The organism is Amycolatopsis sp. NPDC005003 (assembly GCF_053600695.1).
The window spans coordinates 94,943-110,860 of the sequence record NZ_JBSGAI010000037.1 but is presented as its reverse complement, the minus strand read 5'-3'; the positions used below and the strand labels follow the sequence as shown (position 1 = coordinate 110,860).

General features: G+C 71.1%; 15 protein-coding genes. 7 read left to right on the top strand and 8 right to left on the bottom strand.

The window, feature by feature from the left end; translation table 11 throughout:
• Nucleotides 1–340 precede the first annotated feature (340 nt).
• On the top strand, nucleotides 341–1,993 hold the full coding sequence (locus ACWED2_RS34750; protein WP_449694746.1) for a fumarate hydratase: 1,653 nt from the start codon (nucleotides 341–343) through the stop codon (nucleotides 1,991–1,993).
• Nucleotides 1,994–2,047: 54 nt separating this feature from the next.
• Here the strand turns inward: ACWED2_RS34750 and ACWED2_RS34745 are convergent, their stop codons facing one another.
• The 4 genes from ACWED2_RS34745 to ACWED2_RS34730 form a co-directional block, all read right to left on the bottom strand.
• Nucleotides 2,048–2,719, bottom strand: a complete 672-nt coding sequence (locus tag ACWED2_RS34745; RefSeq protein WP_449694745.1) for a hypothetical protein — start codon at nucleotides 2,717–2,719, stop codon at nucleotides 2,048–2,050.
• 202 nt (nucleotides 2,720–2,921) lie between these two features.
• The gene (locus ACWED2_RS34740; protein WP_449694744.1) at nucleotides 2,922–3,437 is read right to left on the bottom strand and encodes a hypothetical protein; all 516 of its coding nucleotides are present in this window, start codon (nucleotides 3,435–3,437) and stop codon (nucleotides 2,922–2,924) included.
• 112 nt (nucleotides 3,438–3,549) lie between these two features.
• Nucleotides 3,550–4,068, bottom strand: a complete 519-nt coding sequence (locus tag ACWED2_RS34735) for a hypothetical protein (protein WP_449694743.1) — start codon at nucleotides 4,066–4,068, stop codon at nucleotides 3,550–3,552.
• A gap of 44 nt (nucleotides 4,069–4,112) precedes the next feature.
• Nucleotides 4,113–4,877, bottom strand: coding sequence for a GntR family transcriptional regulator (locus ACWED2_RS34730; protein WP_449694742.1), 765 nt, complete (start codon nucleotides 4,875–4,877; stop codon nucleotides 4,113–4,115).
• Between the two features lie 80 nt (nucleotides 4,878–4,957).
• Between ACWED2_RS34730 and ACWED2_RS34725 the strand changes: the two genes are divergently transcribed.
• Nucleotides 4,958–6,175: an APC family permease gene (locus ACWED2_RS34725; protein ID WP_449694741.1), complete on the top strand. Its 1,218-nt coding sequence runs from the start codon at nucleotides 4,958–4,960 to the stop codon at nucleotides 6,173–6,175.
• 125 nt (nucleotides 6,176–6,300) lie between these two features.
• Entirely contained in the window at nucleotides 6,301–7,107 is an 807-nt protein-coding gene (locus ACWED2_RS34720) for a S1 family peptidase (RefSeq protein WP_449694740.1), read from the top strand.
• Nucleotides 7,108–7,160: 53 nt separating this feature from the next.
• Here the strand turns inward: ACWED2_RS34720 and ACWED2_RS34715 are convergent, their stop codons facing one another.
• Nucleotides 7,161–8,261, bottom strand: a complete 1,101-nt coding sequence (locus ACWED2_RS34715; protein WP_449694739.1) for an NAD(P)H-dependent flavin oxidoreductase — start codon at nucleotides 8,259–8,261, stop codon at nucleotides 7,161–7,163.
• 13 nt (nucleotides 8,262–8,274) lie between these two features.
• Nucleotides 8,275–9,894 carry an acyl-CoA synthetase gene (locus tag ACWED2_RS34710; RefSeq protein WP_449694738.1) on the bottom strand — a complete coding sequence of 540 codons (1,620 nt, stop codon included), beginning with the start codon at nucleotides 9,892–9,894 and terminating at the stop codon, nucleotides 8,275–8,277.
• 62 nt (nucleotides 9,895–9,956) lie between these two features.
• On the opposite strand from ACWED2_RS34710, the gene ACWED2_RS34705 reads away from it, so the two are divergent.
• The 4 genes from ACWED2_RS34705 to ACWED2_RS34690 all read left to right on the top strand — a co-directional run bounded on the left by ACWED2_RS34705 (nucleotide 9,957) and on the right by ACWED2_RS34690 (nucleotide 13,988).
• On the top strand, nucleotides 9,957–10,745 hold the full coding sequence (locus tag ACWED2_RS34705) for a crotonase/enoyl-CoA hydratase family protein (RefSeq protein WP_449694737.1): 789 nt from the start codon (nucleotides 9,957–9,959) through the stop codon (nucleotides 10,743–10,745).
• A gap of 81 nt (nucleotides 10,746–10,826) precedes the next feature.
• A complete protein-coding gene (locus ACWED2_RS34700; RefSeq protein WP_449694736.1) occupies nucleotides 10,827–11,804 on the top strand; it encodes a Zn-ribbon domain-containing OB-fold protein in 978 nt (325 codons plus the stop codon).
• Between the two features lie 7 nt (nucleotides 11,805–11,811).
• Complete coding sequence (locus tag ACWED2_RS34695) at nucleotides 11,812–12,825, top strand: thiolase domain-containing protein (protein ID WP_449694735.1); 1,014 nt, start codon at nucleotides 11,812–11,814, stop codon at nucleotides 12,823–12,825.
• Nucleotides 12,822–13,988 carry a thiolase domain-containing protein gene (locus tag ACWED2_RS34690; protein WP_449694734.1) on the top strand — a complete coding sequence of 389 codons (1,167 nt, stop codon included), beginning with the start codon at nucleotides 12,822–12,824 and terminating at the stop codon, nucleotides 13,986–13,988. Before ACWED2_RS34695 ends, ACWED2_RS34690 begins: the two co-directional genes overlap by 4 nt.
• Before the next feature lie 25 nt (nucleotides 13,989–14,013).
• Here the strand turns inward: ACWED2_RS34690 and ACWED2_RS34685 are convergent, their stop codons facing one another.
• Both ACWED2_RS34685 and ACWED2_RS34680 read right to left on the bottom strand, forming a co-directional pair.
• Complete coding sequence (locus tag ACWED2_RS34685) at nucleotides 14,014–15,045, bottom strand: YhjD/YihY/BrkB family envelope integrity protein (RefSeq protein ID WP_449694749.1); 1,032 nt, start codon at nucleotides 15,043–15,045, stop codon at nucleotides 14,014–14,016.
• A 47-nt stretch (nucleotides 15,046–15,092) separates the two neighbouring features.
• Nucleotides 15,093–15,884 (bottom strand): transglutaminase-like domain-containing protein, encoded by a 792-nt coding sequence (locus tag ACWED2_RS34680; protein WP_449694733.1) that lies wholly within the window; start codon nucleotides 15,882–15,884, stop codon nucleotides 15,093–15,095.
• Between the last annotated feature and the right edge of the window lie 34 nt (nucleotides 15,885–15,918).

The following is a 15,918-nucleotide window of genomic DNA, read 5'->3' as shown; positions in this document are numbered from 1 at the left end:
CCCCAACACGGCCGGCAGCGCCGGGTCAAGGCACGCTTTCCCGCCTTGACGCGGCGCTGCCGGCCGTAGTCACAATCGGGGCATCGGGGTGGTGGGTCCTCCCGAGCCTGGCTTCAAGGGGGTTGGGCCCACCCGAGCCTGGCTTCAAAGGGGCTGGCCCCACCCGAGCCCGGCTTCAAGAGGGCTGGACCCACCCGAGCCCGGCTTCCACGGTGGCCGAGTCCAAGCCCGCCCAGAAGAGAACACGTGGGGTGGCCCACAGTGACCGGGTGCTTCTACCGGGTACAACAACCCCCTGCGTAGGGTGGACCGATCCCGGAGCTGGCAAAGGAGCCTGGCAGTGCCGTCCACCACGTTTCAGCACACCGAAGTCCTCCCGCTGGGCAAGGACACCACCACCGAATACCGGTTGGTCACCGACGAAGGCGTCGAGACCGTCGAGGCCGCCGGGCGCACCTTCCTGAAGATCGCCCCGGAAGCGCTCACCACGCTGGCCCGCACCGCCATCACCGACATCCAGCACCTGTTGCGCACGTCACACCTGCAGCAGCTCAGAGCCATCGTCGACGACCCCGAAGCGAGCGGCAACGACCGGTTCGTCGCCATGGACCTGCTGCGCAACGCCGCCATCTCGGCCGGCGGTGTCCTCCCCATGTGCCAGGACACCGGGACCGCCATCGTCATCGGCAAGCGCGGCGAAGGCGTGCTCACCGGCGGTGACGACGAGCGTGCCCTTTCGCAGGGCATCTTCGACGCCTACCAGCAGCTGAACCTGCGTTACTCGCAGATGGCGCCGGTGAACTTCTGGGACGAGCGCAACACCGGCACCAACCTCCCGGCCCAGATCGAGCTCTACCACAAGGAAGGGGACCCGACGTACGAGTTCCTCTTCATGGCCAAGGGCGGCGGCAGCGCCAACAAGACGTTCCTCTACCAGGAGACCAAGGCCGTCCTGAACCCGAAGCGGCTCGCGCGCTTCCTCGACGAGAAGCTGCGCAGCCTCGGCACCGCCGCCTGCCCGCCCTACCACCTCGCCATCGTCGTCGGCGGGATGTCCGCGGAGTTCAACCTCAAGGTCGCGAAGCTCGCCTCCGCCCGGTACCTCGACAACCTGCCGCAGGAGGGCTCGGAGCTCGGGCACGCGTTCCGCGACACCGACCTCGAGCAGCAGGTGCTGGAGATGACCCGGCAGTTCGGCATCGGCGCGCAGTTCGGCGGGAAGTACTTCTGCCACGACGTGCGCGTCATCCGGCTGCCCCGCCACGGCGCGAGCTGCCCGGTCGGCATCGCCGTCTCCTGTTCCGCCGACCGGCAGGCCAAGGCCAAGATCACCGCCGACGGGGTGTTCATCGAGCAGCTCGAGCGCGACCCGGCCCGCTTCCTGCCCGACGTCACCGAGGAAGACCTCTCCGACGACGTCGTCGCCGTCGACCTCAACCGGCCGATGGCCGAGATCCGGGCCCAGCTCTCCCAGCTGCCGGTCAAGACGCGGCTTTCGCTCACCGGGCCGCTGGTCGTCGCCCGCGACATCGCGCACGCCAAGATCGCCGAGCGGCTCGATGCCGGCGAGGAGATGCCGGACTACCTGAAGAACCACCCGGTGTACTACGCGGGCCCGGCGAAGACGCCCGAGGGCTACGCGTCCGGTTCGTTCGGCCCGACCACGGCCGGGCGGATGGACTCCTACGTCGAGCAGTTCCAGGCCGCCGGCGGCTCGCTCGTCATGCTGGCCAAGGGGAACCGCTCGAAGCAGGTGACGAACGCCTGCCAGGCGCACGGCGGCTTCTACCTCGGCTCGATCGGCGGCCCTGCGGCGCGCCTGGCGCAGGACTGCATCAAGCAGGTCGACGTCCTCGAGTACGCCGAGCTCGGCATGGAAGCCGTCTGGAAGATCGAGGTCGAGGACTTCCCCGCCTTCATCGTCATCGACGACAAGGGCAACGACTTCTTCGCCAGCACCGGCGATCCGGTGCTGCAGATCAGCTTCCGCTAGCGCGCGGAAAAGGGGGACACCGGCCCGCCGCCGGTGTCCCCCTTTCTTCCTCGCTCAGCCGACGCGCTCGATCCGCGCGCGCCGGATGAGGAACTTGCCGGGCTCCCGGACCTGTTCGAAGGCCGCGTTGTTGAGCAGCGTGCAGCTGCCCGACACCGACGTCACCTCCACCGTCGTGGACTTCGAGTTGTCCAGGTTGGTCACCTTCAGCTTCGTCCCCGCCGGGAACTGGTTGCTGGACGCGGCCGGTGCGCCGCCCTCGCCCGAAAGCGTCACGGTCGAACCGGGGCAAACGACCTGGCCCACCGCGCCACCGGCGCCCGCGGCCGGTTGCTCCGTCTTCTTCTGCTGACCGGGCGCCTGCGCCTTTCCGGGCGCGTTGCCGGAATTCCCGGGCGCCGCCGCCGCTTGCCCGTTGTTCGCCGCCACGTTCGCCGTGCAGCCCGCAACTTGCCGCCGCTGCTGGATCAGGTCCACCACCGCCTGGCGGTTGGCGATCCGCGCGGCCGACTGCGCGTCCGGGTTCGCCTGCTGGCCCGCGATGAAGTTCAGGTTGTTCTGCAGGGCGGTGTCGAGCCCACCGCAGTTCTCCTTGGGCGCTTCGGCCGCGTTGCCCGCGGGACTGCTCAGCGCGATGGCGGTCGCGGTGATACCGGAAACACCCAGCAACGCGGCCAATCCGACGGTCGCCTTCTTGCGGTGCCGGCCACTGCTCAACCGGGGCATGGGCCCCTCCTCTCTGATCGCCACCTCACCGGGGACACGGGCCGGTCACGGCGGCGGTTCAGCGGAAGCCCTGACAATTTTCGACAACTTCGACGATGAGCGGACCACACGCAGGTCGTGGTCCGGACCACCGCGCCACGTTTGTCCACTGCGGACAGCAGGCGGCCCCCGGAGTGTTCTCCGGGGGCCGCGGCACGCTCCCTTATTTCGGCGGCGTGGTCTTCAGCACCACCGTGCGCTGGTCCAGCGGCGCGGCCAGGGTGACCGAGATGACCGGGTACCGGATGTCCATCGTGCACATCTGGTTGGTCTGGGCCTTGGTCTCGCTCAGGTTGACGACGACGTGGTCGCCCGCCTGCTCGGCCGCCTCGCCGAGGGCGTGGCCGCAGCCGCCTTCCTGGGCGCGGATGTTCAGCACCGTGCCACCGTTGGCCGTCCACACCTCCCGCGGGAACCCGGCGGGGAGCGCGGACGCGTCGATCTTGTCCGCCGGCACCTGGGTGCTGCCCTCGGGCACGGTCAGCCGGGGCTTGCCCGGCGGGTTGGGCTCGGGCGGCGCCGGCAGCACCGATCCGCTCGGCGACGGCGACGCCGGTGCGGGCACCGACACGCTGCCGGTCGATCCCGCGGGCCGGTCGGTGGGCATGTCCTGGCCGGCGCAGGCCGTCACCACCAGCAGGAGCGCGCCCGTCCCGACCACCTTCGCTGAGTACCTCATGCCCCGAAGACGGAACGGGGGCGGTGCGGGGTTGCACCGAGCGGACCCCGGACCTGGTCTGGGAGGGCCGCCCCGGGCATCCCGGGGCGGCCCTCCCAGCGTTCGTGCGTGGTCAGCCCTGGCGGAGGACGACCGTGCGCGTCCCGAGCGGCGCCTCGAGCGCCAGCGGGATCTTGATCTCCTTGATGTAGTCCGGGCACATCTGGCCCTTGGGCGCCGACAGCACGGTGACCAGCACGACGACCTGCTGCGCGGTCTGCTCGCCGACGCGGGCCGAGATGCGGCGGCAGCCGCCCTCCTCGGCCTGCAGGATCAGGGTCTTGCCGTCGAGGCTGCGGGTGAGGCTGCGCGGGTAGCCCTCGGGCAGCGTCCGCGCGTCGACCTGGGTCTCGGCGACGACGTCGTCACCGGGCGCGATGCCCTGCGTCGGGCGCCCGACCGTCTGGGACGGCGGCGGGGCCGGCGTGGGCGTTCCCGGCACCGCCGTCGCCGACGTCGACGCCGCCGACGTCATGGACGAAACGGACTCCTGACTGCTCCCCGCCGGGGCGCCGGCGCCGGAATTCGCCGCGCAGGCCGTCGCCGTGAGCAGCAGCAGGCCCGCGCCCAGCAGTTTCACCGTGGTACGCATACCTGCCAGACGGAGTGAACCGGCCCGGGGTTGCATCCGGCCGGTCAGTCCAGGCGGCCCAGCCGCGTCGTGAAGCTGAGCCGGTCGCCGCGGTAGAGCGACCGCACCCGCTCGAACGGCACGCCGTCCGGACCCCAGGAGACGCGGTGGGTCAGCAGCATCGGCAGCGCCGGGTTCGTCCCGATCAGCAACGCCTCGCGCGGGGTGGCCAGCACCGTCTCGACCCGCTCTTCCGCGCCGTCGAACACCGCCCCGAGGCGGCCGGTCAGGCACGCGTGCAGGGACTGCTCCGGGTCGAACACGTCGAGGAGGTCCGGGAACCGCGCGGCGAGGAGATATGTCGACTCGAGCCCGACGCGCTCCTCGTCGGCCAGCAGGACCCGCTCGAGGTGGAACACCTCGGCGTCCGACGTCACCTGCAGGTCGGCGGCCAGCGCGCGGCCGGCCGGGCGGCGCTCCAGGGTGATCACCGTGCGGCCCGGCCGGATGCCGGGACGCCGCGGAGCCACCAGGGCCAGCGGCTGGACGAGCTTCGGGCCGGCGATGTACGTGCCGCTCCCCTGGCGGCGGCTGAGCCTGCCCTCGAGCACCAGCTCCGCGACCGCTTGCCGTACGGTCGCCCTCGACACTTCGAACCGTTCGCACAATTCCCGCTCCGTGGGCAGTACCGCGCCTTCGCCGAGTTCCGCGATCACCGCCAGCAGTTCGACCTTGACCGCGTAGTAACGCGGGACGCGGCCGTGTTCGGGAATCCCGTCGAGGACGGGACCGTCGGCGGACAGGCGGGAATGGCGCGAAGGGGCGGGCACGGAATCGACCCTATTCGGTTTCCCGTGCGCCGTGGTTCGCTGTGGCACGCAACACGGCTCATACCTGGAGGATCACCCGGATGCCCCCGACCGCGCTCAACCGCAGGCTCGGCCTGGCCGACGCCGTTTTCCTCGGCCTCGGCTCGATGATCGGCGCCGGGGTGTTCGCCGCGTTCGCCCCCGCCGCGCGTGCCGCCGGGGCCGGATTGCTCATCGCATTGGTCCTCGCGGCCGTGGTCGCTTACTGCAATGCGACGTCTTCGGCGCGGCTCGCCGCGATTCACCCGGAATCCGGGGGCACCTACGTATACGGCCGGGAAAGGCTCGGTGAATTCTGGGGTTACCTCGCCGGCTGGGGATTCATCACCGGGAAGACGGCCAGCTGCGCCGCGATGACGCTGACCGTCGTCGCCTACGCCGCGCCCGGGCTCGGGCAGCCGTGGCGGAGCCTCCTCGCGGTCGCGGTGGTCGCCGCGCTCACCGCCGTCAACTACTTCGGCGTGCACCGGTCGGCTTTCGCCACCCGGGTGATCGTGTCGTGCACCCTGCTCGTGCTCACCGCGGCCGCGGTGGCGATGGCCGCCGGGCCCGCCAGCGGCGGCCCGCTCGTCGCCTGGCCGGGCGGCGGGGGCGTGCTCGAAGCGGCCGGACTGCTCTTCTTCGCCTTCGCCGGGTACGCGCGGCTCGCCACGCTCGGCGAGGAGGTCCGCGACCCGGCCCGCACCATCCCCCGGGCCATCCCGCTCGCGCTCGGCATCACCCTCGTGGTCTACGCCGCGCTCGCGGTGCTGCTGCTCGTCCGGCTCGGCCCGGCCGCGCTCGCCGCGAGCCCGGACCCGATCGCCGCGGCCGTCCCCGGGTGGCTCGCCCCGGTGGTCCGGGTGGGCGCGGCCGTCGCCGCCCTCGGCTCGCTGCTCGCGCTCATCCTCGGCGTCTCGCGCACGACGCTGGCGATGAGCCGCGACGGCCACCTCCCCCGGTTCCTGGCCGCCGTGCACCCGCGCTACCAGGTGCCGCACCGGGCCGAGCTCGCGGTCGGGCTCGTCGTCGCCGTGCTCGCCGCGTCGATCGACCTGCGCGCCGCGATCGGCTTCTCGTCCTTCGCCGTGCTGACGTACTACGCGATCGCCAACGCCGCGGCGTTCACGCTGCGCGGGACGGCCCGGCCGATCGCCGTCCTCGGCCTCGCCGGGTGCGTGGTGCTCGCCTTCAGCCTGCCGCTGCCGTCGGTGCTCGCCGGGGGCGGAGTGCTGTTGCTGGGCGCTTCGGCCTACGGCGTTCGTCGGATCCGCCGGTGAGAAAACAACCGACTGCCGGAAAGATCCGAAGAAAGTCGGTTGTCCCGGTCTGCGCGCACCTGGTGTAGTCGTGGGGCCACCGTCGGCACCGGCTTCCACTGTGGACATTGGAAGGACTGATCTCCTTGGCTCCCAAGCGCTGGTTCACCCTGCTCAGAAACGCCACCACCGCACTGGCCGCGGTCGCCGCAGCCGCGTCGTTCGCGACGCCCGCGGTCGCCACCGCCGCCCAGCCGCCGTCCACGAACGTCGTCGGCGGCACCCGGGCCGCCCAGGGCGAATTCCCGTTCATGGTCCGGCTTTCCATGGGCTGTGGCGGGGCGCTGTACACCAAGCAGATCGTCCTGACCGCGGCGCACTGCGTCAGCCGCACCGGGTCCAACACCTCGATCACGGCCACCGTCGGCGTGGTCGACCTGCAGAGCTCCAGCGCGCAGAAGATCAAGTCCACCTACGTCTACCGGTCTCCGACGTACGGCACCTCGACCGGCGGTGACTGGGCGCTGATCAAGCTGGCCAGCCCGGTGAGCGGGCTGTCGACCATGCCGATCGCGACGACCACCGCGTACAACAGCGGCACCTTCACCGTGGCCGGCTGGGGCGCGGCGACCGAAGGCGGCTCCCAGCAGCGTTACCTGCTCAAGGCGACGGTCCCGTTCGTCGACGACGCCACCTGCGCCGCGCAGGGCGGCAGCTACCCCGACCTCATCCCGAGCGCCGAGATCTGCGCGGGCAACCTCGCCTCCGGCGGCGTCGACACCTGCCAGGGCGACTCAGGCGGCCCGATGTTCCGCCGCGACAACAACAATGCCTGGATCCAGGTCGGCATCGTCAGCTGGGGTGACGGCTGCGCCCGGCCGCACGCCCCCGGCGTCTACACCGAGGTGAGCACGTTCGCGTCGAAGATCGCCGCGGCGGCCGCCACGCTGTAACCGCTTCCGCACGACGAAGGGGCCCCGCCGCGGCGGGGCCCCTTCTCCGTCGTTCAGCGCGTCTTGTCCAAGCGGGACAAGGCTTCTTCGTAGCCGGACACCAGTTCGGCGACGACATCGGCGACCGGGCGGACGCTGTTCATCCGGCCGACGATCTGCCCGACCGGCATCGACACCAGTTCCGGGTCGTTCGTCGCGTGGATCCGGTTGTGGGCCGGGGAAACCAGCAGGTTCTGCAGCGGCATCGGCAGCGGCTCGGGCGCGCCGGGCGCGGCCCACGCCTCGGTCCAGCGGGTCTTGAGCAGCCGGGCCGGCTTGCCGGTGTAGATCCGCGTCCGCACGGTGTCGGACGACGACGCCGCGACGAGCGCCTGCTGGATCGCCCCCGACGTCGCCATGGTCTGCAGGTACTCCTCGGTGGTGAGCCACGTCGAGCCCATCCAGACGCCGGACGCGCCGAGGGCGAGCGCCGCGGCCACCTGGCGCCCGGTCCCGATCCCGCCCGCGGCGAGCACCGGCACGTCGACCGCGTCGACGATCTCCGGCACCAGCACCATGGAGGCGATCTCGCCGGTGTGGCCGCCGGCTTCGTAGCCCTGCGCCACCACGAAGTCGACGCCGTTCTCGACGTGCCGCACCGCGTGCTCGGCCTTCCCGGCGAGCGCCGCGACCGGGACGCCCTTGTCGTGGCACTGGCCGATCACGTCGGCCGGCGGCGAGCCGAGCGCGTTGGCGATCAGCTTGATCGGGTGGTTCAGCGCGACCTCGACGTGCGACCGGGCGACCGAGTGCAGCCAGCCGAGCACGCCCGCGCGCTCGTCGGTGTCGTCCGGCAGGGGCGGTACCGAAAGCTCCTTGAGGACGCGGTCGACGAACGCGCGGTGCCCGTCCGGGATCATCTTCGCGAGGTCCACCTGGGTGCCCTCGGCGGGGATCTTCGCCGGCATGACGATGTCGACGCCGTACGGTTTCCCGCCGGTGTTCTCGTCCATCCAGGTGAGCACCCGGTCGAGCTTGGCGGCGTCGTTGAACCGCACGCAGCCGAGCACGCCGAGCCCGCCGGCGCGGCTGAGCGCCGCGGCGACGTGCTCCGACGGGGTGAACCCGACGATCGGCAGGTCGATGCCGAGCCGGTCGCACAGGGGTGTCCGCACTCTCTTGTCCTCCTCAGACGGGCTGGGCCGTGGCCGGTTCGTGCTCGGCGGCGTAGCGCTGGGCCCACGGGTAGTCCGCCTTGCCGCTGGGCGAGCGGCCGATCTTCTCGGCCAGCCAGACCGTGCGCGGCACCTTGTACCCGGCGATCTCGCCGCGGACGTGCTCTTCGAGCGCAGCCAGGTCCGCTTCGGCGCCCTCGCGGAGCTGGACGACGGCGGCGACGCGCTGGCCGAGCCGCTCGTCCGGGATCCCGATGACGAGCGCGTCGAAGACGTCGGGGTGCGACTTGAGCGCCCCTTCGACCTCCTCCGGGTAGACCTTCTCGCCGCCGGTGTTGACGCACTGCGAGCCGCGGCCGAGCAGGGTGACGGTGCCGTCCTCCTCGTAGCGGGCGTAGTCGCCCGGCACGACGTAGCGGACGCCGCCGACCTCGACGAAGATCTTCTTGCTCTTCTCGGGATCCTTGTAGTAGCCGAGCGGGACGTGCCCGCGGCGGCCGATCAGGCCGGTCGCTCCGGGCTTCTTCTCGACGATGTTGCCGTCTTCGTCGAGCAGGACGGCGTCCTGGCCGAAGTTGACCCGCGGGCCGGCGCTGTGGTCGGAGCCCTTGGCCACCGCGCCGATCCCGGTGAACCCGCTCTCCGACGCGCCGATCGCGTCGGTGACCAGCGCGTGGGGCGGCAGGAGTTCGACGAACTGCTGTTTCACCGACTGCGAGAACAGCGCGGCGTGGCTCGAGACCGCGACGATCGACGAAGCGTCGTAGCCGCCCTCGTGGTAGGCCTCGATGAGCGGCCGGGCCATCGCGTCGCCGACGATCGTGAGGACCTGGACCTTGTGCTTCTGCACGGTCTTCCAGATCTCGTGGGCGTCGAAGCGGGGCACGAAGATCACCGGGCTGCCGGTGAACAGCGCGCCGAACGCGGCCCACTGCGCGGCGCCGTGGATCAGGGGCGCGCAGGGCAGCCGGCTCAGGCTGCCCAGCTTGCCCTGCTCGGCGAGCGTCCATTCGTCCGGGACGTACTCGCCGGTGACGAAGTTGATCCCGCCGCCGAGCGCGCGCCAGACGTCCTCCTGCCGCCAGAGCACGCCCTTCGGGTAGCCCGTGGTGCCGCCGGTGTAGAGGATGTAGAGGTCGTCACCCGAGCGTTCGGCGAAATCGCGCTCGGGGGACTGCTCGGCGAGCGCCGTTTCGTAGTCGACGCCGCCGTAGCGCTCGTAGTCGCCGTCTTCGCCGTCGTCGATCACGACAACGTGTTTCAGTTTCGGCGCTTCCGGCAGCACCGCGGCGACCTTGTCCGCGTAGCTGCGCTGGTGGACCAGTGCGACGAGCTCGGCGTCGTTGAAGAGGTAGACGAGTTCGCCGTGCACGTAGCGGTAGTTGACGTTGACGGCGATCGCGCGCAGCTTGTACGCCGCGATCATCGCCTCCAAGGCCTCGATCGAGTTGCGGGAGTAGACCCCGATGTGGGATCCGCGTCCCACGCCGTGTGCGGCGAGGTGGTGGGCGAGCCGGTTGGCCCGCGCCTCCAGTTCGGCGAAGGTGACTTGCCGGTCGCCGCACACGACCGCGACGCGCTCCGGCACGGCGTCGACGGCGTGCTCCAGAAGATCCGCGATGTTGAGTGCCACGCCCTCAAAGTAGAACATGTTATCGTTCCGGGCAATGGCACTGCTCCTTCAGGAGGTCTTCCGTGGGTGAACCGCACGCGCTGGTGTCGCAGGAGGGGCAGACCCTCGTCGTCACGATGAACCGGCCCGAGGCGCGCAACGCGATCACCGGCGAGATGATGTCGATCATGGTCGACGCCTGGGACCGCGTCGATTCCGACGACTCGATCCGCAGCTGCATCCTCACGGGTGCGGGCGGCGCGTTCTGCGCGGGCGCGGACCTGAAGTCGATGTCGAAGAATTCGCCGTCGGAATCGTTCGCCTCGGGCAAGTTCGACCCGGCGCGCATCCCGGGCCTGCTGAAAGGCCGCCGCCTGACGAAACCGCTGATCGCGGCGGTCGAGGGCCCGGCGATCGCGGGCGGAACCGAGATCCTCCAGGGAACGGACATCCGGGTGGCGGGCGAGTCGGCCCGCTTCGGGGTGTCGGAGGCGCGGTGGGGACTGTTCCCGATGGGCGGCTCGGCGGTGCGGCTGCCGCGGCAGATCCCGTACACGGTGGCCGCGGACATCCTGCTGACCGGACGTCACCTGTCCGCTTCCGAGGCGCTGGCGATCGGCCTGATCGGGCACGTCGTGCCGGACGGGACCGCGCTCACGAAGGCGCTGGAGCTGGCCGCGCTGATCAACGCGAACGGGCCGCTGGCCGTGCGGGCCATCCTGCGGACGATCCGGGACACCGAGGGACTGCACGAGGAAGAAGCCTTCAAGCTGGACTCGCAGTACGGGATCGAGGTCTTCGCCTCGGAGGACGCCAAGGAAGGGCCACGGGCCTTCTCGGAGAAGCGGAAGCCCGACTTCAAGGGCCGCTGACCGAGAACACGTTCCTTTCTCACCAGAGCAGCCCGCGGAGGAATCTTGTCGGCAGAACGAGAACGTGTTTCACTCAAGGACGTGACCGAGACACCGCTTGCGGCACCGCTGAACGTCGGCTTCGACTACACCCGCTCGACCGGGCCCGTCCTCGGCCGGTTCGTCAACTCCTTACGTGACCACCGCATCGAAGGCATCCGGGGCAGCGACGGGCGCGTGCACGTCCCGCCGGTCGAGTACGACCCCGTCACCGCCGAACAGCTCGGCGAATTCGTCCCGGTCGCCACCGAAGGCACGGTCGTCTCGTGGTCGTGGTGTCCCGAACCCCTCGACGGGCAGCCGCTGAGCCGGCCGTTCGCGTGGGCGCTCGTGCAGCTCGACGGGGCCGACACCCCGATGCTGCACGCCGTGGACGCCGGGTCGCCCGACAAGATCCACAGTGGTCAGCGGGTGCGCGTGCGGTGGGCCGACGAGACCGTCGGGCACATCCGCGACATCGCCTACTTCCTCCCGGTGGACGCCGAGGACACCACGCCCACCGAGTCCGCTCCCCCGGTCGCCGACCGCGAGGAAGGCGCGCCGGTCAGCGTCGTCATCACGCCGGTGCACCTCAAGTACATGCACTCCGCCTCCCCCGAGGAAAGCACCTACCTGCGGGGGCTCGCCGAAGGGAAGATGATCGGCCAGCGGTGCCCCGCCTGCGGCAAGGTCTACATCCCGCCGCGCGGCGCCTGCCCGACCGACGGCGTGCCGACCACCGAAGAGGTCGAGCTCCCCGACACCGGAATCGTCACCACCTTCTGCATCGTCAACGTGCCGTTCCTCGGCCAGCGGCTCAAGCCGCCGTACGTCGCCGCGTACATCCTGCTCGACGGCGCCGACATCGCCTTCCTGCACCTCGTGCTCGGCTGCGCCGCCGAAGACGTCCGCATGGGCATGCGGGTGCGCGCCGCGTGGAAGCCGCGCGAGGAGTGGTGGACGTCGCTGGAGAACATCAGCCACTTCGAGCCGACCGGCGAGCCGGACGCGGCTTACGAAACCTTCGCCCACCACCTGTGAGGTCCTGATGCCAGACGTCGCGATCGCGGGCTTCGCGAAGGCCCCCAACGTCCGCGAAACGCCGGGTACCACCAACGGCGTGGAGATGCTCGTCCCGATCTTCGCCGAGGTCTTCGCGCAGACCGGGCTGTCCAAGCAGGACATCGGCTTCTGGTGCTCCGGCTCGTCGGACTACCTGGCCGGCCGCGCGTTCTCCTTCATCGCCGCCGTCGACGCGATCGGCGCGTTCCCGCCGATCCACGAGTCGCACGTCGAGATGGACGCCGCCTGGGCACTCTACGAAGCCTGGCTGAAGATCAAGATGGGCGAGGTCGAGACCGCGCTCGTCTACGGCTTCGGCAAGTCGAGCGCCGGGCAGCTGCGCCGGGTGCTCGCCCTGCAGCTCGACCCGTACGTCGTCACGCCGTTGTGGCCGGACTCGGTTTCGATCGCCGGGATCCAGGCACGGCTGGGCCTGGAGGCCGGGCTGTGGTCCGAAAAGGACTTGGCCGGAGTCGCCGCGCGCGGCACCGGCAAGGACGTCGCGGAACTGCTCGACAACCCGTACTACGCCGATCCGTTGCGCCGGCACGACATCGCCCCGATCACCGACGGTGCCGCCGTCATCGTGCTGTCCACCGTGGAACGCGCGCGGGCGATCGTCGACCGCCCGGCGGTGATCACCGGCATCGAGCACCGCGTCGACTCCCCCGTGCTCGGCGCCCGCGACCTGACGCGTTCGCCGTCCACCGAGGCGGCGGCCAGGGCGCTGGACCTCGACGGCGTCGACCTCGCCGAGCTGCACGCGCCCTTCACGCACCAGGAGCTCATCCTGCGCAGCGCGCTCGGGCTCGGCGACGGCGTGAAGATCAACCCGTCCGGTGGGGCGCTGGCCGCGAACCCGATGTTCTCCGCGGGGCTCGCCCGGATCGGCGAAGCGGCCGTCCGGATCCACCGTGGCGAGTCCCGCAAGGCCGTGGCGCACGCGACGAGCGGCCCGGCCCTGCAACAGAACCTGGTGACCGTGCTGGAGGCCCGATGACCAAGCAGCTCACCGCCGTGCTCGGCACCGGCCAGACGCACCACCGCGCCAAGCGGCAGGACGTCTCGATGCCCGGCCTGCTGCGCGAGGCGATCGACCGCGCGATGCTCGACGCCCAGGTGGAGTGGGCCGACATCGACGCCGTCGTGCTCGGCAAGGCGCCGGACCTGTTCGAGGGCGTCATGATGCCCGAGCTGTTCCTCGCCGACTCCCTCGGCGCGACCGGGAAACCGTTGCTGCGCGTGCACACCGCCGGTTCGGTGGGTGGTTCGACGGCGCTGGTGGCGGCGTCGCTCATCCAGGCGGGGGTGCACCGGCGGGTGCTCACGGTGGCCTACGAGAAGCAGTCGGAATCGAACGCGATGTGGGGGCTGTCGATCCTGCCGCCGTTCCAGATGCCGGTCGGTGCCGGTGCGGGCGGCTACTTCGCGCCGCACGTGCGGTCCTACATCCGCCGTTCGGGCGCACCCGAGCACGTCGGCGCGATCGTCGCGGCGAAGGACCGGCGCAACGGCGCCCTCAATGCGTACGCGCACCTGCAGCAGCCGGACATCACCGTCGAGTCGGTACGGGCGTCGCAGATGCTGTGGGACCCGATCCGCTACGACGAGACGTGCCCGTCGTCCGACGGCGCGTGCGCGATGGTGCTCGGCGACGAAGCCGCCGGGGACGCCGTCGAAGGCGGCGCGGCCTGGATCCACGCGACGGCGATGCGTACCGAGCCGACCACGTTCGCCGGCCGCGACCAGGTGAACCCCCGGGCCGGGCGCGAAGCCGCGGCCGCGTTGTGGGCCGAGGCCGGGATCACCGACCCGATGTCCGAAGTGGACGTCGCGGAGATCTACGTGCCGTTCTCGTGGTTCGAGCCGATGTGGCTGGAGAACCTGGGGTTCGCGCCCGAAGGCGAGGGCTGGAAGGTCACCGAGAAGGGCGAGACGGCGATCGGCGGCCGGCTGCCGTGCAACCCGTCGGGCGGGGTGCTGTCCTCCAACCCGATCGGTGCGTCCGGCATGCTCCGGTTCTCCGAAGCGGCGAAGCAGGTCATGGGCCGGGCCGGGGCCTACCAGGTGGACGGCGCGCGCCGAGCGCTCGGCCACGCCTACGGCGGCGGGTCCCAGTACTTCTCGATGTGGCTGGTCGGCTCGGAGAAGCCCGGCTCGTGAGTGGTAATTCGGGTTCTAACCCTAATTACCACTCACGACGGGAGCGGCGGCGGAGGCGGAGGGCTAGCAGGGTGCCGAGGACGCCGGTGACCACGCCGACCGTGGCGGGCACGGCCATCGGCGGGTCGACCACGACCACCGGCTTCAGCACCACCGGCGCCGGCGGCTGGACCGGCCTCGGCGGTGCGTCCGAGCCGGTCGCGGTCCACGCCGTGACGTAGACGAGCAGCCGGGCGACGAGCGAGATGAAGAAGATCAGGCCGATCACCGACCCGAACGCGATCCCGGTCGGCGAGTCGCCGATGAGCCGCAGGTAGAACCCGCCGGCCAGCTTCAGCGCCTCGAACCCGACGGCCATCGCGACCGCGCCGCGGACCGCGCTGCGCACGCCGACCTTCTGCCGCGGCAGCCGGGTGAGCACCCAGAGGAACACCAGCCAGTCGGCGGCCAGCGAGAGCGGCACCGAGGACGCCGACACGAGCTGGTGCCCCCAGCTCGTGTCGTCCAGGCCGGCGAGCCGGAGCAGCCAGCCGCCGAGCGCGGTGCCGGAGATGGTGAGGGTGAACGACACGATCAGCGCCGCGCTCAGGCCGAGCAGCGCGAGCAGGTCGACGAGGATCAGCCGCAGCAGCGACTGGTCCGACCGGTTCTGCCCCCACAGCGCGGTCAGCGAGTCCCGCACGGCGTTCATCCAGTTCCAGCCGGAGTACAGGCCGATGGCCAGGCCGAGCACCCCGACGCTGGTCCGCTGCTCGACGAAGCCGGTGAGCAGTTCGGTGGCCTTGTCACCGAGCGCGCCGGGCAGCGTGGACACGATCGCGTGCACCAGCGTGTCGAGCAGGTGCGGCTGGGTGGCCAGCACGAACCCGGCGACCGAAGAGGCGACCATCAGCAGCGGCACCAGCGACAGCAGGCTGAAGTAGGTGATCGAAGCGACGTAGTGGTAGCCGCCGGACTCGATGTAGCGGTTGGTCGCGCGGGCGATGTGGTCCAGCCACCGGTACCGGGCGCGTGCCCGGGCCCAGCGGCTCGGCGCCTTGGGGGAACTCTTCACCAGGACTGTCTACCCAGCCGGGGCCGTCTTTGCGCAGGCAACACGCGGGGTCAACCCAGAACGACCAGCCCGGACCCGTCGTCGGCGGGCAGCGCGGCGTCCGTCGTGGCGAAGACGGTGCTGCCGAGGAAGTCGAGTTCGCTGCCGAGGGTGGCGAGGAAGGCGGTGTCGGCGGCGTCGCGGCCGGTCGAGATCCGCAGCATGGTCTGGCGCGGCGCGAGCCGGGTGGCGTCGAAGACGTACCAGTGGCCCTCGACGGCGGCTTCGAAGACGGCGTGGAAGTCCATCGGCGCGAGCCCGGGCGCGTAGACGCCGGCGTACCGCGCGGGGATGTCGAGGAAGCGGCACAAGGTGATGCAGACGTGCGCGAAGTCCCGGCAGACCCCTTCGCCGGCCAGCAGGGTGTCGATCGCGTCGTCGGTGGGCCGGCCGGCGCCGACCACATAGGACAGTCGCTCGTGGACCTGCCGGACGATGGCCTCGACTTGCCTGCGCGGGTTCTTGAGCTTGACGATTTCCGGCGGCACGAGCCCGGCGACGCGGTCGGACGGGCAGTACCGGCTCGGCCGGGTGAACACGGCGACGTCGGCGAGCGTCACCGGCTCGGGCTCGGGCTCCCCCAGCGCGCGTTCGGCGTGGTAGGTGACGCGGTGTTCACCGCCGGGGAGGTCGAAGACCTCGGCCCGGGCGCCGTGCGCGAACTCGACGAGTTCGCTCGCGCCGTGCCAGGACACGGTGAGTTCCTCGGTGTCGGCGTGCGCCGCGGAGACCGAGATCGCCGCGGGGCCGGGCTTGGTGACGCGGATGGCGAACTCGACGTCCACGGTCGCTCGCACTGCCATCGGGCCATCATGTCATCCCCTGGCAGGATTGCCG